The following is a 22,266-nucleotide window of genomic DNA, read 5'->3' on the forward strand; positions in this document are numbered from 1 at the left end:
ATCATAGATGTTATGAAATCAGGATCTGTACTCACCATTTCTCAATTTTCTTCAAAAATCATGCATGCCAGTTTGGGTCTTGATGGCTGTTGTTGTTGCAGCTAAATTACTTCTGGTAACCCACCACAACTTTCATGCAGTCAGTTGGTAATTCTGACTGAACCATAAATTTTGTTCCTATCCGGATCGTCTTTCGATCGGTCGCGTATATTGTTATGCGTTATAATTCCGGATTTGTTTAGTGCTGTAATTTTAGATCAAATCAATTAAAGAAAGAACCGTTAATTTTTAAACAAAAACACATAATAAAAGAAACCGCCCTGCCAAACAATTCGATCTGGTACATCGAATCAGGCAGAGCGGAAGAGATTCAATCGTCTAAATTAAATCGATCAAATGTATGTATTTTATTACCAATGAGTCAAGGTCTCGTTTGTACGGAAGCCTAGTATTGAACAAAATCATAGCTGTAATTGCTGTGGCTTTGTTATTATTGATATCGCCCAACCGAGTTTTTGCGCAGTCGGCCGGCTCCGGACCTTTCGTTGTAAGCGGGAGCGTAACGGATGAAAATAAAGAGCCTTTGCCAGGCGTAAGTATCCTCGTTCATAACACGAGCCAGGGAGCTGTTTCGGATGTTGATGGCCATTTCAAGATAACGCTAAACAAGCCAAATGAATTTCTCACTTTTTCATTTATAGGCTATAAAACAATCCAGATCAATTCAGGAAACAGAAGTACGATCAATGTCGAACTTGCCTCTGATCATAAGCTGCTCAACGAGATCGTTGTTGTAGGTTACGGAACTCAGGAACGTAAAAACCTGATTGGTTCGATTACAAAAATTGATCCTTCGGAAACAAAAGGGATCCCAACGGGAAGTTTTGATGCGCAGTTGCAGGGCAAAGTAGCTGGTGTTCAAATTTCAAGCAGCACTGGTGTTCCGGGGGAAGCCATCAACATCCGTGTTCGTGGGGCGACTTCTATTAACGCAAGCAATGATCCGCTTTATGTATTGGATGGCGTTTTTATTAACAGCACCAGCAACCAGACATTTAGTACAGGAGGGAAGGCAACTTCTCCGATTGCCGATATTAATCCGTCTGATATCGAAAGTATTGAAGTTTTGAAGGATGCCGAAGCAACAGCGCTTTACGGTTCCCGAGGAGCAAACGGCGTTATTATCGTCACAACCAAACGCGGAAATTTTGACCAGAAACCCAAGATCAATTTCAGCACTTCACAGGGATGGGCAAAGGCAGCCAAACTTTGGGATTTAACAACCGGCCCGGAGCATGCTGAACTGGTCAATGAATGGTGGGTCAATACCGGAAAAGATACGCCGTCACTTAACAGGACTCAGGCCAATCGTCCATTTCGTCCGGTTTCGGAAGGTGGCCGTGGATTGCCGGAGCAGCAGCAAACATACGATCGCCTGAGTGAGGTTTTTCAGACAGCACATCTTCAGAATTATGATCTGTCGCTTAGCGGCGGAACGAAAACAACAAAATATTATATCGGTGGCGGTTACAACAGCCAGGAATCGATCCTGAAACCGATAACTTTTCAAAGAGCGAGTTTCAAAGTCAATCTGGACCAGAAAGTAAACGATGCCGTAACGGTCGGCGTAAGTAATACCTTTTCACGCACATTCCGGAATCAGGCAAGGGCTGGGGACGGGCCAGCAGGTGGGCTTTTGCAAGCTGCACTTCATACACCTACTTACCTTTCCCCGACCAATGAAAATGGTGAATTGGTTGGCCGTGCAGGTTTTGACAATACAACACTCTTACTAAAATACTACGACGTAAATTCTACCAGCCTTCGATACATCGGAAATTTATACGTTGAAGCTAACCTTCTTCCAAATCTTAAATTCAGATCAAGTTTTGGTATTGATTATAACAACTACGATGAATCAGAATATTGGAATACGTACCTGATCGCAGGAAGCCCGAATGGACTTGCCACTTCCAGCATCGGGCAATACACCACCTGGATTAATGAACAAACATTGTCATACCGGAAAAATCTGGGTGCGAAAAGTTCTTTCGGTATCCTTGTAGGAAACACATTACAAAGCTCAGTTTCATCCCGTACAGCAGCGGAAGGACGTGGATTTGCAAACAATTCTTTCACACAAATATCTTCCGCAGCCACAACAACCAGTGCTCAGAATTGGAGTAAAAATACGCTCACTTCATTTTTTTCGAGGGCGGATTTCAATTACGGGGGTAAATATCTGGCTGATATCAGTATCCGTGCAGATGCATCCTCTCGTTTTGGCCAGGATAATCAATGGGGTTATTTTCCGGCCGTTGGCGTTGCATGGCGTATCAAACAGGAGGGATTCCTTAAAGATACCCGCGTGATCAGCGACCTTAAATTACGTACAAGTTATGGTATCACAGGAAACCAGAATGGGATCGGAGACTTTGCATCACGTGGACTTTGGGCTGGTGGTGCTTCTTATGAAGGTTTACCCGGAATTGCGCCTCAGCAATTATCGAATCCAAATTTGAAGTGGGAAAAAACTAGTCAGTTCAACGTCGGTGTTGACCTTGGTTTATTTGACCAGAGAATCACAGTTGAACTGAACGCATACCGCAAATACACCTCCGACGGACTTCTAACAGTGGCGTTGCCGGGAACCAGCGGATTCAATACCTATTGGAGCAACGCAGCAGAGATCAGTAACAAAGGATTTGAATTCAGCATCCAGACGGCCAATATCAGAAAGGCTGATTTTACGTGGACTACGAATTTCAATGTCGCCAGAAATGTCAATAACATTGAAAAACTGGACAATCCGCTTCGTTACGGAAGTCGTGATCTGATTTTGCAGCAGCAGGGTTCTCCGCTTTATTCTTTCTGGGTTTACAAACAGCTTTACGTAGATCCGCAAACGGGAAACACGGTATACGAAGATGTGAACAACGATGGGAAAATCACAGTAGACGACCGCCAGGTTTACGGAAGTATCTGGCCGAAATTCTTCGGAGGAATCACCAATAACATTACTTACAAAGGTATTGACGTAGCTGTTTTCTTCGCTTACCAGTATGGAAACAAGATCTACAACCATAACAAATTCTTCGGTGAAGGCGGCGGAGCCCGTGACGCAGCGAGGGTAATTCTGGCAAGCAACAATGACAGATGGCAAAAGCCGGGTGACGTAACGGATGTGCCAAGACCGGATGGTGTGAACGTAAATAACTATCGTGACGGCGGCAGTCGCTGGCTTGAAGATGGTTCGTTCCTTCGTTTGCGCGCACTGAATGTTGGTTATACGATACCAAAAGTCTTTACCAGCAAATTGAAAATCGAAACACTTCGGCTGTTTTTGCAGGGAGCAAACCTGCTGACTTTTACAAAATACACAGGTCTTGATCCAGAGTCAAGCGCGAGCAGCGCTGCGAACCAGCAAGGAATCGATTTGGGAACTCCGCCGCAGCCGCGTTCTATTCAGGTGGGTTTAAATATTACGCTGTAATCCAGCCAGGCAATAACATAAATTCTCAAAACTTAGAGAAGAATCATGAAACGAATTAATTATTTACTTGCGTTGTCAATGACTTTATCTTCGCTTACATCCTGCGATTCATTCCTGGATGTTGAGCCGAAAGCTTCGATCTCCGACGAGCAAACCATATACGATAAAGCATCTGCCGAGACTGCATTGCGAGGAGTTTACAACGCAGTTGCCAATGCAAACTACTATGGAACCTCATTCCAGTCCATAGGTTATTTGTCGGGTGATAATATCCAGTGGACGGGTTCACAATCGCAGGTTCAGGAATTTATCAATCATAAGGTCAACGCAGAAAATGTAACGGTTAGTAATGCCTGGATTGCTATTTACGCAACAATCAACAGAGCGAATCAGGTTATTTCAAAAGTGCCGGCGGTAACCGATCCGACCTTAACTGACGCGCTGAAAAACCCGATTGTTGGAGAGGCATATTTCATACGTGCCCTGGCCTATTTTGACCTGGCAAGAACGTGGGGCGGAGTGCCGCTGATTACGCAGCCAACTTCGACGCCGTCCGACAACTCAGGTATCAAACGCAGCACACAAGCAGAAACATACGCGCAGGTTTTGAAAGACCTGGACGCCGCTGAGCCACTTTTAGCCGAAACCGTTAACCGCTACCATGCTACCCGCAAAACGGTATGGGCTTTGAAATCGCGTTATTTTTTATACCAAAAAGATTGGGCGAAGGCGGAAGAGTATGCAACAAAAGTAATTGCCGATGCTGTAAACTATAAACTTCTCACTCCATACAATGCATTTTTCGTGAGTAATGTCCGGGGTACACAGGAATCTGTTCTCGAAATTTTTTATAACGGAACTTCGGAAATAAACGATCACCGCGGACAATGGCAGCCGCAAACGAATGGCGGTACCCGTCAGTGGGCTCCCAATGATGCTTTTGTAACTTTGGTAAATGATCCCTTGAAAGGTGGAAACAGAAGTACGCTCGTTGCAAAAGATAATCAGAATCGCTGGTATGGAAATCTATATTACCGTTCCCCCGGCTCTGATCCTTCCTATGTGATCCGTATTGCGGAATTGTATCTGATCCGTGCAGAAGCGCGGGCGCAGCAGGCAAAACTTACCGATGCTGCTACTGATCTGAATTTAATCCGTTCCAGAGCTGGCCTCCAAGCCACCGCGGCGGCGACGAAAGATGAACTTCTTTTGGCGGTGGAGAACGAGAGAAGAATTGAGTTTGCTTTGGAACCGCACCGCTGGTTTGATCTGGTGCGTACCGGCCGTGCCGCAGCTGTGTTGAACATCACCGATCCGAACAGATATCTGATGCCGATACCTTCGGTTCAGCTTCAGACAGACAAGGCTTTGGAACAAAATCCAGGATATTAATTCTTAAACTCATCATCTATGGCAACGGTAAATTTATCGAATGACGCAAAATTCAAATATGATGCATCATTTAGTGGTCAGCGGCAGTGGAATAATTCTGAAAAAACAACTTTCAGGATTTCTTCTATCTACTTTTTCCTGCTGGCATTTCCTCTCGACTGGAAATATTCTAAAACTGTTTTTTCAATCAACTGGCTGGATCTTCACTATCGTGATTTTTTCAATCTGGCTCATTACGCTCCTGAGTTTTTTGCAGAGAATTCCTTTCTGAATTTGGTAGGGTTACTGGTTATTGCCATCATCGGCGGTCTGGTCTGGGGCGTTGTTGACAAAGAAAAAAAAGAGTATAATGCCTTGTATTACTGGATCCGTGTGCTCGTTCGCTACCGGCTTGCGCTGGGTCTGATCGCTTATGGGCTGATCAAATTTTTCCCGCTTCAATCGCCGCTTCCTTCCATCAGCAATCTAAATACACCGTATGGTGATTTTTCTGACTGGAAAATTTTCGCCCTTACGTTAGGTGTTGTGCCGGGGTATCAGTCGTTTCTTGGACTTGTCGAACTTCTTGGAGGATTACTGCTTCTGAACAGAAAAACTACATCGATCGCTACGCTGATCATAATTCCCTTCACAGGAAACGTTTTTATGTCCAACCTTGCGTATGGTGGAGGAGAGGCCGTTTACAGCTTTTACCTGATTTTGCTTGCGCTGTATTTATTTGCTTTTGATGCGCCCAGATTTTATAGTTTACTGGGACTGGAAAAACCAACAATACCAAACCGGTTTCATCCAACATACCCGGTGAAGTGGCAGCAATACGGCCGCCTTAGCTTAAAAGTGTTTTTCATTTTTTTCTTTGTGATTCTGTTTGGTTTTAAAACCAGAAACGGATATCTCCACGATCCTTATCAGTATCCGAAAGCTCCTGGCCTGGCAAAAGCCGCTGGAATTTATAATGTTGCTGAGTTCAGGATTAACGACAAAGTTTTACCCTACTCGCCCATTGATCCGGTACGCTGGAAGGATGTAGTTTTTGAAGACTGGGCCACGCTGAGTATCCGATCAAACAGACCTGTCATTATTGATCCAACCAATGTTGAAGAGATCAAAGAAAATGATTCAGACCGGGTTTATGAGTTTTTAGGATCTGCGGGCAGACATTATTACCATTATAAAATTGACGAAGCAAAACATGTTCTGAATCTTGAAAACAGAAACAAACATTACGCTTCCGACAAATTTCAACTGCGTTATAGTCGCCCCGATTCTGCAACAATTCTTCTATCCGGGCTTAATACCGACGGCGATTCAGTTGCTGTTCGCCTTGAAAAAATCAATAAAAAATATCTCCAGACTGAAATCAAGAAGCTGGGAAGAAGAGGTAGTCCAAAACTTTGATCTGAAATTGTTCGAAAATAAACGATAAACAACATTCAATATGTCAATCTTAACGAGTAATTCGGCAGAGGTAGAAGAAGAAGCCAAAAATGCACGGAGCTTAGAATCTGACGCAGAAAAGGCAGGCCAGACGACAGACAAGCAATGGCCTGAATGGCAGAAAATTCTGTTTCGTATCGCTTTCATCTTCTTCGTCAGCATTTCCCTTCCCTGGAACCCGGAATGGTATAAGGTTGTCTTTTCAATAGATTGGACAAATCTTCATTATCGTGATCCATACGACGTCGCCAGATTTGGCTCAGGACTTGAAATTTTTGGAAGAACGATTTTTGGAAATAATCTGAACGGATACGCGACCTACGTTATAACGCTGATTTTTGCTGCCATAGTCGGCGCAGTCTGGACTGTGCTGATTAAACTTCTGAAAAAAGATCCGAATAATTATATCAAACTTAATTACTGGCTGCGCACGATTGTTCGCTACCGTGCAGGCATTGGGATTATTGGTTTTGGTTTTACCAAATTGCTTCCCACACAAATGCCTTATCCGTCTCTGGGTCTTTTGAATACCGATTTTGGAGATTTTACCTTGCAGAAAATTTACTGGTTATCCGTTGGAATTGTGCCCTGGTATCAGGTTTTTGCCGGTGTGGTTGAGATTGCCGGTGGCGTACTTTTGTTTTTTCGAAAAACAACATTTCTCGGGGCAGTGTTGCTGTTCGGAGCTTTGGGTGATATTGTTTACGTGAATTTTGCCTATGATGGCGGTGTTCACGTTTATAGCTCTTACTTTGTAATCCTGTCTGCATTCCTGATGATCCAGGATATTCCACGTCTCTATAACCTGTTCATTTGTGAAAGTCTGACAGTGCCTGTTAACTATTACCCTACATTTACAAAAGCATGGCAGAAATATGCGCGGATTGGAGTCAAATCGGCTGTGATCGGCGTATTTTTAATCCTGTTCTTTTATCTATCACTGGTAAATTTTCTGTATGATCCATACAAACAACCTTCAACAGCGGGTATCAAAGAGCTTCGTGGTAATTATAATGTTACTGAATTTCGTATCAATAACAAGGAAATTCCCTATTCACCTAATGATACAGTCAGATGGCAATGGGCCACTTTTGAAAAATGGACAACACTCACTTTCAAAGTGAACAAACCGACGTCGCTTGACCTTTCTAACGGAGGAGGCGCTCCGATGAGGGATATCAGCAGGACTTTTGAATTGACAGGTACAGGCGGTGGGCAGCGGGTATTTCATTATTATGGCGATCCGGTTGAGCATGTGCTTTACTTGCAGGATAAATATAAAGCGCCGTCTGGTCGGGAACTTGGTGCACGGGATGCTACAGATCTTTCCGGTGGTGTGCCTAAACCAAAAAAGAAAAAGCTTGATCCAAAAGATGAGCCGGACCCGAACTGGATTAGTAAAGCAGTCTTGATAAATATCGGTGATGAAGTTTTGAAAATCGATCCACGTGCCGCTTCAACACGTCGTGACCGGGAATTTGCGGAGGCGCCCAGGAATGAAAATCGTAACCGGATGATACTTCGTTATCAGACAACCGACGGTAACCGGGTAATTTTGAAAGGAATCGATCAGAATAAAGATTCGTTGTATATTGTTCTGGATCGGGTCAATAAAAATTATATCTTGCCTAAAAGTACGCTTGATGCAGGGAAATATGATTAAGTCTGTTTTTTTTATCGGAGCAGTTTGCCTGCTTTTAGCGATTACATTGACTTCAATGAAAAGCCTGACTACCTATGAGAACGTTAGTCAGGCTGATACGCTTGCTCCACCCCAAACCTTCGGGTTTGGCCGTCCGGCTACATTGGAAGAAATAACTTTACTTGATACCGACGTTCGTCCGGATGGGAAAGGCCTTCCGGCTGGTTCAGGAAAAGCTGCGGCTGGTAAGCTGGTATATGTTGTAAAATGTGCCGGCTGTCATGGTATAACTGGTGTTGAAGGCCCGAATGATGCATTGGTTACTTTAAAAAATTCAACCGATCATAAAGAAAAGGTCAGAATTAAAACGATCGGAAATTACTGGCCTTATGCAACAACGGTTTTTGATTATATAAAGCGTGCAATGCCTTATAACCAGCCGGGTTCTTTGACAGATCAGGAGGTATATGACCTGACTGCTTTCCTGCTTGCGGAAAATGGCCTGATAAAAGCGAACGACCCGATTAATGCCAGGACACTTCCCGAAGTTGTAATGCCTGCAAGAGATTTCTTCGTTCCCGACGACCGTCTGAACGGCTCGGAAATCCGTTAATACCTATATTAAATTGAACAGAATTCATGGCTGATCAAAAGGGAGATAATCCGCTGATAACTGAGAAAAAAATAAGTCGCAGACAACTTCTGGGAGGTGCTGCAACGGCTGCTGTGGTCCTCGCGCAAACGGCTTCCGGGAAGAGTTTCCAGGCTGCGCTGACAAGTTCGGAACTGAATTTATTGGAAGATCCAACCAAAGTGCCGGGCGTGCCGCCGGGTACGTTAGGTACGAGATCGCCCTTTGAAAAACCTGTTAAGTCACCTTCCGAAACTTCTTCAAGAACACCTTTACAAGATTTATTCGGTACGATAACGCCATCAGATCTTCATTTTGAAAGAAACCATAACGGCGTGCCCGCTATCGATCCTGCCAAATACGAGCTGGTGATCCACGGTATGGTGGATAAACCAATGGTTTTCACACTTGCAGATCTCAAACGATTTCCTTCTGTTTCCCGAATTGCATTCCTTGAATGTTCCGGTAATTATCGTGGCGTAGCAGACGGAAAACTTACCCCGCAGCAAATTTGTGGTCTGACAAGCCAAAGTGAATGGACTGGCGTAAAACTTTCAACGCTTTTTCGCGAAGTTGGTGTACATCCGAAATCAACCTGGTTTCTGGCGGAAGGCGGCGATGCTGCGGTGATGACCAGAAGCGTTCCTGTTAATAAAGGCTGGGAAGATGCGATCATTTGTTATGCGCAAAATGGGGAGGCGATCAGACCTGAGCAGGGATATCCCGTCCGCTTATTTCTGCCCGGGTGGGAGGGGAATATCAACGTTAAATGGCTAAGAAGAATTGAATTATCTGACCAGCCATTCCAGACCAGACAGGAAACCTCAAAATATACAGAAGCCATTGGCGGTGGAAAAATAAGGCAATTCAGTTTTACAATGGATGCCCGTTCAATTATTACCTATCCTTCCTATCCGCAGAAAGTAGAAAGAGGCTGGATTGAAATTCGAGGCATTGCATGGAGCGGCAGGGGTAAAGTTGAACTTGTTGAAGTAAGTACTGATGCTGGAAAAACCTGGAATCCGGCTTCTTTGCAAAGTCCAGTGATGGATAAGGCGCATACGGCTTTCAGATATTTGTGGAACTGGAACGGCCAGCCGACCGAAATCCTGAGCCGGACAGTAGACGAAACGGGCTACACCCAGCCTTTTTTAAAAGAACTTCTCGCTGCACGTGGAGGAAATATGGGTTATCATTTCAATCCGGTTACGGCCTGGTATATCCAGGGCGATGGGCAGGTTTTATTTAAGGCAACTTGAAAGAAATGTTAATGAGCTGCTGGTAACACGCTAATTATCAAATTTTTAGTCAATTTGATTCCTGTTATTCTTTAACAGGAATTTTTTGTTCTTAATCGCTTTAACTGTTTTCTATGTTATTTTCTATTATTCCTATTTAAAATTAAATGTTCATGGCTTACAACCTTTTATATTCCTTTTAGCTCTTTGTAGTGACATGAATCAAAATGGTTTTTATATTACAGGAAAAATATGCCCTCCTTTTAAAAATTTGCAATGGCCGATAGGTTGACTAACTTTTTTAACTAATAGATTTTTATACATTTATCATATACAGGTCCTACAATATACCTTCTCCAATGCAAAAAACGTTTTACCAGTTATTGCTTCTGGTTTTTATTTCATTTCAGAGTTTAGGTCAGGAACGGATCACCATCAGTGGTTTTGTAAGAGAGCGTGGCAGCAAGGAATTGCTTCCCGGTGTGAATGTTTATATCGAAAAATCAACTTTAAACACCGCCACCAATACCTATGGTTTTTACTCGTTAACCATTCCCAAATCGGATTCAGCGTCTGTTTCTTACTCTTTTGTGGGATATGAAAAACAAAACATCCGGATCAACGCGCGTGCAGATCAGCAGATCAGTATTGATCTTGTTTCAGCAAATCAATTGGAGGAGGTTTTGGTATCTTCCAGACGGACAAGTGAGAAAGTGAGCGAGTCGGTGCAAATGAGTAAGATTGAAGTACCTATTTCCCAGATAAAAAAACTACCGGCATTTTTTGGAGAAAAAGACGTGATCCGTGTTCTTCAGCTCATGCCTGGCGTGCAGAAAGGAACGGAGGGGCAGACAGGCTTATATGTGCGCGGCGGCGGCCCGGACCAGAACCTGATAATTCTTGATGATGCGGTTGTTTACAATGCCAGCCATCTTTTTGGATTCTTTTCTGTTTTTAACGGCGATGCCCTCAAAAGTGTAGAACTTACAAAAGGAGGTTTTCCAGCCCGGTATGGCGGACGACTTTCTTCGGTTGTTGAAATGAATATGAAGGAAGGAAGCAAAGATAAACTGCATGGAGAAGGTGGAATCGGCCTTATTTCGTCAAGGTTAACGCTGGAAGGCCCTCTGGCAAATAAAAAAGCCTCCTTTCTTGTGTCTGCGCGGCGTACCTATATTGATGTGCTTGCCGCTCCATTAATCGCGCAACAACAGGTTGGTAGTGATACCAAAGTAAAACCAGGATATTATTTTTATGATTTGAATGCGAAACTGAATTATGATTTTGGTGCAAAAAATAAGGTTTATATCAGCGGATATTTCGGGCGGGACAGGTTTAAAGTAAGTGAGAAGGATAATACAAGTGAGAATAAATCAGGTTTGGATTGGGGAAATGCGACGGCAACCTTACGATGGAATCACCTGATCAATCAGAAACTTTTTGTTAACACGTCTCTTATATTCAGTCATTTTAATTTCGGGATTTATTCAAACGAAAAAGACTTAAAAGCTGGCGCGGTAACAGACCAATTCAGTCTTGATTACAATAGTCTTATCCGTGATTTCAGCCTGAAAACTGATTTTGACTATTATCCCAATACAAAACACTGGATGAAATTTGGCTTACAGGCGACCGCGCACAAATTTGTGCCGTCGGCCTTAGCCATAGCCGGGGATTTTTCCGACAATGATTTGAATTTGCAGGCAAAGCCAATCTACACTTACGAAGCAGGCATATATGCCGAAGATACCTGGCAACCATTTGAAAAGTTGAAAGTGAACGCGGGGATAAGATTAAGTACATTTCAAACTTCAACCAAAACATACATCCGGCCTGAACCAAGAATTTCGGCAGCTCTAAAATTGGCAAACGACTTTTCGTTCAAAGCGTCTTATGCCAAAATGAATCAGTACGTGCATTTGTTGAGCAACACAGGCCTCGGTCTTCCTACTGATTTATGGGTTCCAACAACGGACCGTGTCGCGCCTCAGCAATCGAGTCAGGTCGCAATGGGATTCGCAAAAGATCTGGCAACACCAGGACTGGCGCTGACTTTGGAAGGTTATTATAAAAAAATGAACAACATTATTAGTTACAAAGAAGGATCGTCTTTTATAAGCCTGGACGGTGCAAATGCTAATGAGTTAAATTGGGAGGATAATGTAACGGCCGGGAAAGCCTGGTCTTATGGAGCCGAATTTATGGTTCAGAAAAAAACCGGAAAACTTTCCGGATGGGTTGGTTATACTTTATCCTGGACCAAATGGAGATTTCCTGAACTGAATTTTGGCAAAACATTTTACCCTCGCTACGACCGGCGCCATGATATTTCGGTGGTTGGTATTTATGAACTCAGCAAACGAGTCACACTTTCAGCAACCTGGGTATACGGGACAGGAAATGCGCTTACACTACCTGTTTCGCGTTTTACTACTTACAGAAACTGGTATTTTCTTGATGGTCAAAGTAACGGTTTTGCCAATACAACGACGGAATATGGCGAGAAAAACTCATTCCGTGCGGAGGCCTATCACCGGATGGATATCGCGATCCAGTTTCATAAAAAGAAAAAGCGACATGAACGGACCTGGGAATTTGGCTTATACAATGCTTATAACCGCAGAAATCCTTTCTTTTATAATATAGACAGAAAGCAGGGATCGAAACCAAATGAGTTTGTCAACGTCCTTACGCGATACTCACTCTTTCCGATATTGCCATCGTTCAGTTATAATTTTAAGTTCTGAGTTATGAAGTTTTATAAATGTCTCGCTATCATTTTTTCTTTAACTGTACTCTGGGGTTGTGAAACACTTGTCAGTGATTTGGACGAAGACGAACTGCCGAGGATAGAATCCAAACTAGCCGTTGAGTGTTACATATCGCCGCAGTCGGAGGAGATTGTTGTGCGCGTTACAGCTTCGCAACCCTTGTTTGGGCCGTCGACCTATGAGTTTATGAGCATCAATAACGCAAAAGTAATTTTGTCGGGCGCGGACGCTGAAATCCGGATTCCTTATGACGAGTCAACTCAAACTTACAGGGTTTCGGCGGATAAGTTTAACATTGAAGCCGGTAAGCAGTATTCACTTTTGGTTGACGACGGAAAACGTCTTGTGAGATCGACCTGTACTGTTCCTGCCAAAAAAGTGACAATAAAGAATTACTCAATTGATACCATCGTCGGCCATAGTTATCGGGAGGATACCTCTGCGCGCGTCAAAATTTCCTGGGACGATATTAAGGGCGAGGCAAATTACTATTCCATAAGAGGATACTCACTAACAAGCGTTACCTATCCGGGATATGTACCTGAAACAGGAGTGTCAGGGCCGGTCCGGAGTAATAATAAAGCGTTTTTGAACATTGACAGGAATTATCTTGTCAATGACGTAAATCTGGATGGCATAACTTTTAATGCCCCGGTTTTTTACATTCAATTGCCAAATAAATTCAGTTTTAGTTATGTGAATGAGGACGGAAAACTTGACACGGCTTATTCTGACCCAGTTTTTAAGGAAGTCTATTTCGAAGTGCTTAATCTTGATATCAATTATTACAAGTTTCACAAATCGCTGGACGACAATGGGAATAATGACAATCCGTTTGTAGAGCCCACATTAGTTTATTCCAATATTGAAGGAGGACTAGGTTGTTTTGGTGCTTACAATGTTGGGAGCATCAGTATTAAGCCGTAATATTGGGCAAGAATATGCAATAGAAATTTTATGAAGATTGTTACCTATAATGTAAATGGTATTAACGGCAGACTGCCGGTTTTGCTACGATGGCTGGAAGAAACCCAGCCGGATGTGGTTTGTTTACAGGAATTAAAAGCACCGCAGGAAAAGTTTCCAGAGCAAGCGATTAACGACGCGGGATATCTGGCGGTCTGGCATGGACAAAAAAGTTGGAATGGCGTTGCCATTCTTTCAAAAGGGTACGAAATGAAGGAAGTGCGGCGGGAACTTCCCGGGGATCCGGATGACGCGCACAGCCGGTATATTGAAGCAATCGTCAATGGAATCCTGGTGGGGTGTCTTTATCTACCCAACGGAAATCCGGCGCCAGGACCTAAATTCGATTATAAGCTCGCTTGGTTTGAGCGATTTAAAATACATACAGCGTCCTTACTTGCGGAGAAAATTCCTGTCGTGCTGGCGGGAGATTATAATGTGATTCCTACTGAACGCGATGCATATAAGCCAGAAAGGTGGGTGAAAGATGCATTGTTCCGCCCTGAAACACGTGCTGCATTCGAAGAATTGATAGGGCAGGGATGGACAGATGCAATCCGGAAAATTTACCCGGACGAAGTTATTTACACATTCTGGGATTATTTCAGAGACGCTTATGGAAGAAACGCCGGTCTGAGAATTGATCATCTTTTGCTTAGCCCACAAATTGAAAGTCTTCTTGTAAATGCTGGGGTAGATAAATTTGTAAGAGGATGGGAGAAGTCGAGTGATCATGCGCCTACCTGGATTGAACTTTCAGACGCAGAATAATTTTTTAAGATGATAATTTGGCCGGACTAACGGGTGTTATCTGCATTTTTCTCGTAGCGGGACAAAGGCTGGAAAGCATCTTTGTTTTTCTGAGAAGGATTAATGATTTTTTTGTGACTTATTTGAGATTTTCACGTACTGTCATGGGGGATTTATTTTGCGGGGCTATCGGGCTAGCTGTTAATTTTAAGTATCTGATTACCAGTGTATTTATAGGTTTAATTATTCGGAGCCTGGAAAATGAAAAATTGATTGGAAGAATATATTTTAGAGATTTGAAGAATAATTATTGAATTTATGTGTCCAAAAGTCTAATAAAATATAATTTTGCATTCCCTCATTATTGAAATAGTCATGAATTTTCGTTTATCAAGTGAATAAAAGTCTTACTACCCTCCGAATCATAATATTTACATTTCTCTTTTTTTTATTCTTTCAGGCAAATGCGCAGATTGACGTAACTTCTCCTTTGGAGAGGGCAGTATTCCAGCGAGAACCGGGAGGTTCAGCAGATGTAACGATCAGTGGCAATTACAGCATTCCGGTAGACAAAATCGAAGTTCGTGCTACGGCGATTTCCGCCGGACAAGGGAAAGATATCTCATGGACAACTTTGCAGGAAAAACCTTCTGGTGGATTATTTAGCGGCACTTTAAAGATATCCGGCGGATGGTATAAAGTTGAAGTGCGCGCCAGCAAAGCAGGTATTCAGGTCGGTAATAGCGACATTATTACCAGAGTTGGGGTAGGAGAGGTTTTTGTAATAGCCGGCCAGTCCAATGCCCAGGGACAAGATGAAGATGACCGATCCTTGCCACTTCCTCCACCCGCCAAGGACGATCGTGTCAATTACATTGTTTACGACAACGAAGCATTAGATAACTGGCAAGAGGTACCTGTTGCGAATATCCAACCATTGCAATTGCAAACCGCATGGACCAATCAAAACCAGAATCCCAATATTATGGGGCCAAGAGGGCATACTGCCTGGTGTTGGGGGATCCTTGGTGATTATCTGGTACAACGTTTAAACGTGCCCGTACTTTTTGTCAATACCGCTTGGTCAGGAACGTCTGTCAGAAACTGGCAGGAAAGCAGTCGGGGAATTGTTACTACGAGTCCATATTCAGCCACCTATCAGCTGCCATCTCAAATGCCATATGCCAATTTGAAGTTGGCGATGCAATATTATGTGAAACCATTTGGAGCACGTGCGATTCTGTGGATGCAGGGAGAGGCCGACAATTATCCATTGAATACGCCAAGTGTAGCATATAAGGAAGATTTGAAAGCCGTGATATCTAAATTAGCTTCTGATATAAATCAGCAAACAACCTGGGTTATCGCCCGGGCTTCCAGAGCTGGCAATGGAGCCGGGGTTTCGGTTAATAATCCAAACGTGATCGCCGGGCAGAATGCTGTTTTAAATGAACTTCCGGGAACTACGTATCCCGGTCCTGAAACAGACAATTTGCCTGCTGAACGTAAGGACGGAACTCACTTTTTGGGCGCAGCCGCTTTAAATGTTTTGGCAACTGCGTGGAATAATGTACTCACGGATGATTTTTTTACAAAAGTTAATCCGGTTTTCCCTTCGCAAGAACCAAAGATAAACAGTGCCTGTGCAGATAATAACACATCTGTAAATCTCTCATTACCTGATGGATATGTTGCCTATGACTGGACAATTGAAGTAAATGGTAGTATCACCTCTGCCAGAGGGAAATCTATAAGCGTTAACGAGCCGGGGCGCTATATGGCAACGCTGAAAGATGTTTTCGGCAACGCAATACGCACGCAGACGATGATCATTAACAGTTCCCTAAAACCTGCCAAACCGACCATCCGGGAAATTGGCTCGCAGCAGGCCTGCGCAGATTCATTATTTACTTTTTCAATCAATGCTGGCGGTGAACTTTACAACTGGTATAAACAGGGAGAGGCTAAAAGCTTGCTGACAGGAACGAATTTGGTGGTATCGGATGAAGGAAATTATTTCGTAAGAAGTGAAAACGTATTTGGTTGTTTATCAGATAATTCCGATATGTCCTCTTTGGTCATCCGTCCGAAAATCCCCACCCCGATTATCGAACGAACTGGTCCTTTTACAGCCGAGGCCATCATTGATCAGCCGGATCTTAACGAAAAATACGAATGGAAACGCGGTCAGGAAATATTACTTACCTCGTCGATAAATACCCTTCGCACTACACAATCGGGCAGATATTCAGCAGCGGCAAACATTACGTATGTCCTGGAAAATAATATTTTAACCTGCTATTCGCCTTTTTCGGAAGATCTGGAAGTTGTAACAGACGGAGCCAATGACATCGTTGTTTATCCAAACCCCGGGGCACGCGATGATATTTATCTGGAATCCCGTGAAGATATAAGCGATGCGGAGATCACTGTATTTGATCTGTATGGGCGAGCGATGCTGACAATCAGTAGGAATATGAAGAGTAAGATCAAAATTCCGGTTGGAAATCTTGCTTCCGGAAAATACGTAGTGCGTATAAAAGGAGAAAATGTTAGCGTAAGCAGGCAATTTGTAGTCCTTTAAAACAGAACAGTATCTTATGGTCGTGTAAATTTTTCCAAATCCGATTACTTCAAAAAATACTAAAACGAAACCTGTTTTCTCTGAATCATGTTGATGAAAGATGCAAGGCCGAAGTTGGGTCTGCGAGTTTATTAACTGATTTGTGGGAGGTTAAAATTTTCTTCCCAAAGTATTTTAAAGAGTAAAAAATGTTGTCACAAGTTTCTTCCCAAAAGTATATTAAAGAAGAGCATAAGGGTATCGCCAATTTATTAGCCTTTGCTTTAATTCCGCTCTCAGGATTTGCTACTGATATTTACCTTCCGTCGCTGCCCTCAATGGCGGGAACGTTGCAAGTAAGTGATATTCAGGTTCAACTCACATTGACCTTATTTTTAATTAGTTACGGTGTTACACAGCTATTTATTGGCAGTATTCTGGATAGTTTTGGACGTTATAATATCAGTCTTTGGGGTTTAATTATTTTTGCACTGGCCAGCATCGCGATTGCCAATACGCATAATATTTACGTTATATACCTTATGCGGATTGTTCACGGAATTACTGTTGGCGCAATCGTTGTATCCAAAAGAGCTTACTTTATCGATCTTTTTTCAGGTGAGCAGCTAAAACATTATCTGAGTTTGTTTTCAATTATTTGGTCAACAGGGCCAATTGTTGCACCTTTTCTGGGTGGATATCTGCAAACTTCTTTTGGCTGGGAATCAAATTTCTATTTTCTCGCTCTTTTCGCAACCATCATGGCTATCCTGGAATACATTTTCAGCGGAGAGACACTACGTCATTATTCTGATTTTAATATAAAAAAGATAGCCGGCATTTATGGCGGTATGATCACCACGTCCAGTTTTACACTGGGTCTGGCAATGATTGGACTGGCGTACAGCATGGTGATGATTTACAATATGACAGGGCCTTTTATCATAGAGCATGAGCTGCATCTGTCACCGGTCGTATCCGGTTATGGCTCCCTGGTTCTGGGATTTGCTTGGCTGGTCGGAGGATTCGTCGGCAAGGCGACAATCAATAAGCCACTTTTTAGAAGAATTTCCTTCAACATTGCCTTGCAGGTTGTTTTCGTTGCAGGAATGTTAGTCAGTATCCAGTTCATTTCAGGACTTTATTCTTTAATATTTTTTGCGTTTATTATTCACGTCGGAGCAGGATTTACGTTTAACAATTTTTTTACTTATTGTTTAAGCCGTTTTCCAAAAAATGCAGGTATAGCAAGCGGTCTAAGCGGTGGAATTAACTACGTCATCGTATCTTTCCTAAGTTATGGAATTGTATTTGTATTGCCGGCGAAGGACGAATACAATCTGGGTTTTAGCTATGCCATATTGATTTTGGCTTCTGTTCTGGTAATGTTTATTCTAAAATCCAGGAAAGAAGGCCTTGATTGATTTTGCTATATCAATATTGCGGATCGCAGACATTTTGACGATGGCGAAAAAACCATTTTCACCTTTTGATTTAAATCCTTCGTTTTAGTACCAAAAGGACGCTCTGCGGTTTCTTATTCCGAGCAATTTCCAACAAAACACCCCGGTTATTTCCGGACTTGAAGTATTCATCAATTTCCTCCAAAGATAAACCGGCAACGGGTTTAAGGTTGACAGACAAAATTTCGTCATCTTTTTGCAAGCCTGCCTGATCTCCTGATGAACCGGGCTCGACGCGGCTAATGATAACACGCCTCAGGTCAGGCCCGCCCGCAAAAAATTCAAGTCCGCTCATGTCATGTTCAAATGGTTCGCCGAATCGCTGCGTTGGTTTGAGATACATTGCGTGGTCGTGGTAATTCAGTGTGATCGTAAAACGCTTCAAAATTCCTAATCCTAGATTTCCGTCACGTTTGGTGATTAACCGTTCGCGTTTAAACGGGTCTATCTCTGGAAATGCGGTAAGTACATTTTTGAATTTATATTTGCCAATCTCTATTCGGTTAATCCGACTCAGAAAGCCGCTGATGGGTCCGGTAAATCCCATTCCCAGGTTCGCCATGGCTAATTTCGGATATCCCTGCTCATGCTTTGCAGCGTCCTCAAGTGATAGCGCGTGTCCCGCCCCAATATCTACGACGAGCTTGCTTTTCTTTTTCGTTCCATCGGGCAGTACCAAATGCGTTTCAACATAAGGCTTTCGGTTTTCGATCGTTATAGGAATTTTATTTCTTTTTCGTCCAATTTTAAGATCTTTAGGCCGACAAATATTGAGCTCGCTATCCGTAAAATTAATCTCGACAGCCAGATTATTAAAAAATTCGTAACCTAATAAACCATGGATTCGGGTACCGGCGTAATTTGAAAGGCCGAAATGATCCTGCTTGAAAATTACTGCGCCAACTCCGTTACTGTAAATATCCGGGAGCGTCACATGAAGTGCCGATGCTATGTAGGCTTCAAAAGACTCACCATCACCGAGACCATAAAGCTGAATCGTCTTCTTATAAGAAATGTTTATGGAGTCAACAAGTTTAGGTTCAGTTATGATCATCAAGCCGACACCTGTATCAAGGATGAAGTTATAGGGGCCATTGTCATTTATCATAAGCTCTACCACAACCATATTGCGAACCAGCTTGAATGGAATTTTTACACGTTTTTTATGGTCGGCAAGATTAAAGCTTTGAGCTTTTACGAATGACGTGAAAACGTTATTCGTAAGAAAAAGTAGAGCAGCGAATAATGTGAAGCATTTAAGGCGCATATTATCTTGGCATTATAAAAAGCTTCCGGGAAAAAACTCAAAATTTACAGAGCAATTGAAAGTAGTCTTAGTCGGTTATTGGTTACATTACGAAATGTTTCTCAGTGGTACTAATATAGAATTTTTATAAGTTTTATCATAAGAATATTGCTGATCAATCAGGATTTGACTCTTTTTATCTTTGAGATCTTCTCTATGATTATTGTTGGGATTCAAAAAAAAATTAATTTTTTATCAAATGACAGCTGAATCCGACATTCATTTCCGATTGGTGAAAACTTGTAACTTAACGGTGTTAAGATTTATCTCAGTCACAGATTATGCTCTGATGAAGCGTTAAAGCGCTTTTGATAATATTTTGATGATAGATATTTTTTGAAATCCAGAGAAAAAACGTTGCTTGAATGGCTTATTTTAACTAATTTTCCGACTAGGTTACAAAGTCGTGAGACTTGGTGACTAAGCAAATACAAACCCTCATCATACTCAACGTGAATAAGTCAAACATCTTCGTTCATATCGAGCTTTCCAAGCTCGTTGCTAACCTGACGACTAATGTTTTGTTGTCGAAGGAATACCTGAAATCACAGGCAGGTTATTTCAACATCATTCCCCCAAAATATTTTTCAGATGCCTTGAGTCCGGAGTGGCAAAACATTATTGATTCCATTAAACACAAAGGACCAAAGCTAGATGAAGACGGTCGGGTGGTAGTTAACGCGGTTTTAAATACGATTGAACAAATGTCTTCCGAAGAATGCATCGCTATTGCCATGCGTATTATCAGCCTTCGTGACAAGGTGAAAATGGAATTTGAGTAAGATTTTTTGAGTATATATACCTAATTTGTGGATAGTAGTATCCTAAATACCCCCGACATCTGTTAGGGGTATTTATTCTGTTTTCGGTATGAAATACTCAGATATTTTCATTGCTCAGTTTATTTAAGTTTTCTTTTTGCTCGGTCATGCCTATCTTCAATGCTTAATTTTAACAATCAAAAGCGTCTGTCATGCCATTTGTAAATTTCAATAAAGGTAAAATCGTCAGGATTTGGGATGGTATTTCAGGGACGCTCGCACATTCAGAGCGTTCTACTTTTGGCCATTTTACAATTGAATCAGGAACGGATTTGCCAGAACACAGCCATGTTCATGAGCAGTGGTGCCATGTATTGGAGGGAGAGTTGCTATTCACAATCAATGGCGAAACGGTATTGTTATCTTCGGGAATGACTGCTTTTATACCTTCGTGGTTGCCTCACTCTGCGAAGGCGTTAACGGCGTGTAAGGTAATCGACTGTTTCACGCCCGTTAGGGAAGATTTTAAAATTTTAGAGGAAAATCAATCGGATAAGCATTGATAATTCTTGCAAAAATCAGGCAGTTCCAAGGATAGACAGGAACCTTTGTTCGGGAAATCGCTAAATCAAGCCAATTCTGTTAAACTTATTTTGATATTAATTTGGTGGCAATCTTCTAAAAACTAGAAACTTAGATAGTGGAAGGAAAAAAAAGTAAAAATTAGTTTATAATTTAATTGGGAACATAGAGTTAAAATCATACTTTTGCATCACAATTGAGCGACACGGTAAAAGCGGGTTGCTACATTGTCTGCTCTGATTAAAGATAGTATTTTGATTAATTAGGGTAACATAAAAAATATCCTCAACATGTCCAGGTGGTGGAATTGGTAGACACGCTACTTTGAGGGGGTAGTGCCCGTTTGGGTATGGGAGTTCGACTCTCCTCTTGGACACGAAATACAAATACCAACAAGATTCCGTAGCTCAGCTGGTAGAGCAATACACTTTTAATGTATGGGTCCTGGGTTCGAATCCCAGCGGGATCACTCCAAACAGTATCAAAAGACATTAAACTCCTGCAAATCAAAAGATTGCAGGAGTTTTGTTTTTGGAAAGCACCTCAAAATATTCAATAATTCTCAAAAAAAAAGGTGAGTGATTCGGTGAGTAAAATCGGCGATATCCCAAATCACCAGAATCGCACGTAATGCGTTGCAAGATTAATTTTTAAGCTAATTTACATCTAATTAGCCAGGATCTGGAGGACTACATCGGTTTAACTAACATCTTCTTATAAGAGTCTATGTAGCTTTATGTCATATCGGTGCGCGACGTAAACTCAAAATATTCAATAGCCTACATGTTATCGCATATACACCCTCAGGTGCTGATCTGTATAAGGTATGATAAGTCTTAAGATTAGAATAATACGAAAAGTACAAAGAATTGAATTTTCAATCGGAACAGTAAGGGGAAATCAGGATTGAGTCATCCGAAATTTCGGTTTTGGTTAGGGATGCAGGAAAGTCAAATGATCTTCACGAAAAAGGCATAGAACCAAGAGTTGGAGATTATTCATAATATGATTCACTTGTTCTTGCTTTTAAAGGTGTAAACAAAATTCTCCTGGTTTTTAGTAATGACCGTCTGGCCATTGGAAACAGAACAGCTCATCACCTGAATGCAAAGCTGCGAAAGAAGCTGACGTTAAACGAATTGTTTATACATCTTTTGTCAGGAAGCCGAACTTTGAAGATTTAGCCATATCGGGTTTTCAAAATTCGCATTTGCGGTTAGAAACTTTTCTAATCAATAGCGGGATACATTATACGATTCTTCAAAACGGGA

14 protein-coding genes and 2 tRNA genes are annotated in these 22,266 nt (G+C 42.2%); 15 read left to right on the plus strand and 1 reads right to left on the minus strand.

Annotated elements, in window-relative coordinates; genetic code table 11:
* The first annotated feature begins 451 nt into the window (after window positions 1-451).
* The 11 genes from AC1XUO_RS05795 to AC1XUO_RS05845 all read left to right on the plus strand — a co-directional run bounded on the left by AC1XUO_RS05795 (window position 452) and on the right by AC1XUO_RS05845 (window position 18,307).
* Window positions 452-3,493, plus strand: coding sequence for a SusC/RagA family TonB-linked outer membrane protein (locus AC1XUO_RS05795; RefSeq protein ID WP_483328824.1), 3,042 nt, complete (start codon window positions 452-454; stop codon window positions 3,491-3,493).
* 45 nt (window positions 3,494-3,538) lie between these two features.
* Window positions 3,539-4,885, plus strand: a complete 1,347-nt coding sequence (locus tag AC1XUO_RS05800) for a RagB/SusD family nutrient uptake outer membrane protein (protein ID WP_483328825.1) — start codon at window positions 3,539-3,541, stop codon at window positions 4,883-4,885.
* An 18-nt stretch (window positions 4,886-4,903) separates the two neighbouring features.
* Window positions 4,904-6,283: a DoxX family protein gene (locus tag AC1XUO_RS05805; RefSeq protein ID WP_483328826.1), complete on the plus strand. Its 1,380-nt coding sequence runs from the start codon at window positions 4,904-4,906 to the stop codon at window positions 6,281-6,283.
* Between the two features lie 40 nt (window positions 6,284-6,323).
* Window positions 6,324-7,985, plus strand: coding sequence for a hypothetical protein (locus tag AC1XUO_RS05810; protein WP_483328827.1), 1,662 nt, complete (start codon window positions 6,324-6,326; stop codon window positions 7,983-7,985).
* A gap of 55 nt (window positions 7,986-8,040) precedes the next feature.
* Complete coding sequence (locus AC1XUO_RS05815) at window positions 8,041-8,577, plus strand: c-type cytochrome (protein WP_483328828.1); 537 nt, start codon at window positions 8,041-8,043, stop codon at window positions 8,575-8,577.
* Window positions 8,578-8,603: 26 nt separating this feature from the next.
* Entirely contained in the window at window positions 8,604-9,854 is a 1,251-nt protein-coding gene (gene soxC / locus AC1XUO_RS05820; protein WP_483328829.1) for a sulfite dehydrogenase, read from the plus strand.
* A 338-nt stretch (window positions 9,855-10,192) separates the two neighbouring features.
* Window positions 10,193-12,580 carry a TonB-dependent receptor gene (locus tag AC1XUO_RS05825; RefSeq protein ID WP_483328830.1) on the plus strand — a complete coding sequence of 796 codons (2,388 nt, stop codon included), beginning with the start codon at window positions 10,193-10,195 and terminating at the stop codon, window positions 12,578-12,580.
* A gap of 3 nt (window positions 12,581-12,583) precedes the next feature.
* A complete protein-coding gene (locus AC1XUO_RS05830; protein WP_483328831.1) occupies window positions 12,584-13,531 on the plus strand; it encodes a DUF4249 domain-containing protein in 948 nt (315 codons plus the stop codon).
* A gap of 30 nt (window positions 13,532-13,561) precedes the next feature.
* A complete protein-coding gene (xth, locus tag AC1XUO_RS05835; RefSeq protein WP_483328832.1) occupies window positions 13,562-14,341 on the plus strand; it encodes an exodeoxyribonuclease III in 780 nt (259 codons plus the stop codon).
* A 373-nt stretch (window positions 14,342-14,714) separates the two neighbouring features.
* A complete protein-coding gene (locus AC1XUO_RS05840) occupies window positions 14,715-16,904 on the plus strand; it encodes a sialate O-acetylesterase (RefSeq protein WP_483328833.1) in 2,190 nt (729 codons plus the stop codon).
* Window positions 16,905-17,092: 188 nt separating this feature from the next.
* Window positions 17,093-18,307 carry an MFS transporter gene (locus tag AC1XUO_RS05845; protein ID WP_483328834.1) on the plus strand — a complete coding sequence of 405 codons (1,215 nt, stop codon included), beginning with the start codon at window positions 17,093-17,095 and terminating at the stop codon, window positions 18,305-18,307.
* A gap of 70 nt (window positions 18,308-18,377) precedes the next feature.
* Here the strand turns inward: AC1XUO_RS05845 and AC1XUO_RS05850 are convergent, their stop codons facing one another.
* A complete protein-coding gene (locus tag AC1XUO_RS05850) occupies window positions 18,378-19,613 on the minus strand; it encodes an aspartyl protease family protein (protein ID WP_483328835.1) in 1,236 nt (411 codons plus the stop codon).
* 491 nt (window positions 19,614-20,104) lie between these two features.
* Between AC1XUO_RS05850 and AC1XUO_RS05855 the strand changes: the two genes are divergently transcribed.
* The 4 genes from AC1XUO_RS05855 to AC1XUO_RS05870 all read left to right on the plus strand — a co-directional run bounded on the left by AC1XUO_RS05855 (window position 20,105) and on the right by AC1XUO_RS05870 (window position 21,464).
* Window positions 20,105-20,434 carry a hypothetical protein gene (locus AC1XUO_RS05855; RefSeq protein ID WP_483328836.1) on the plus strand — a complete coding sequence of 110 codons (330 nt, stop codon included), beginning with the start codon at window positions 20,105-20,107 and terminating at the stop codon, window positions 20,432-20,434.
* A 191-nt stretch (window positions 20,435-20,625) separates the two neighbouring features.
* On the plus strand, window positions 20,626-20,976 hold the full coding sequence (locus AC1XUO_RS05860; protein WP_483328837.1) for a cupin domain-containing protein: 351 nt from the start codon (window positions 20,626-20,628) through the stop codon (window positions 20,974-20,976).
* Between the two features lie 311 nt (window positions 20,977-21,287).
* Window positions 21,288-21,371: transfer RNA gene (locus tag AC1XUO_RS05865), tRNA-Leu, on the plus strand.
* 20 nt (window positions 21,372-21,391) lie between these two features.
* Window positions 21,392-21,464 (plus strand) — tRNA-Lys (locus tag AC1XUO_RS05870).
* Window positions 21,465-22,266 lie beyond the last annotated feature (802 nt).

Source organism: Dyadobacter sp. HNCC25DJ186 (genome assembly GCF_056895235.1).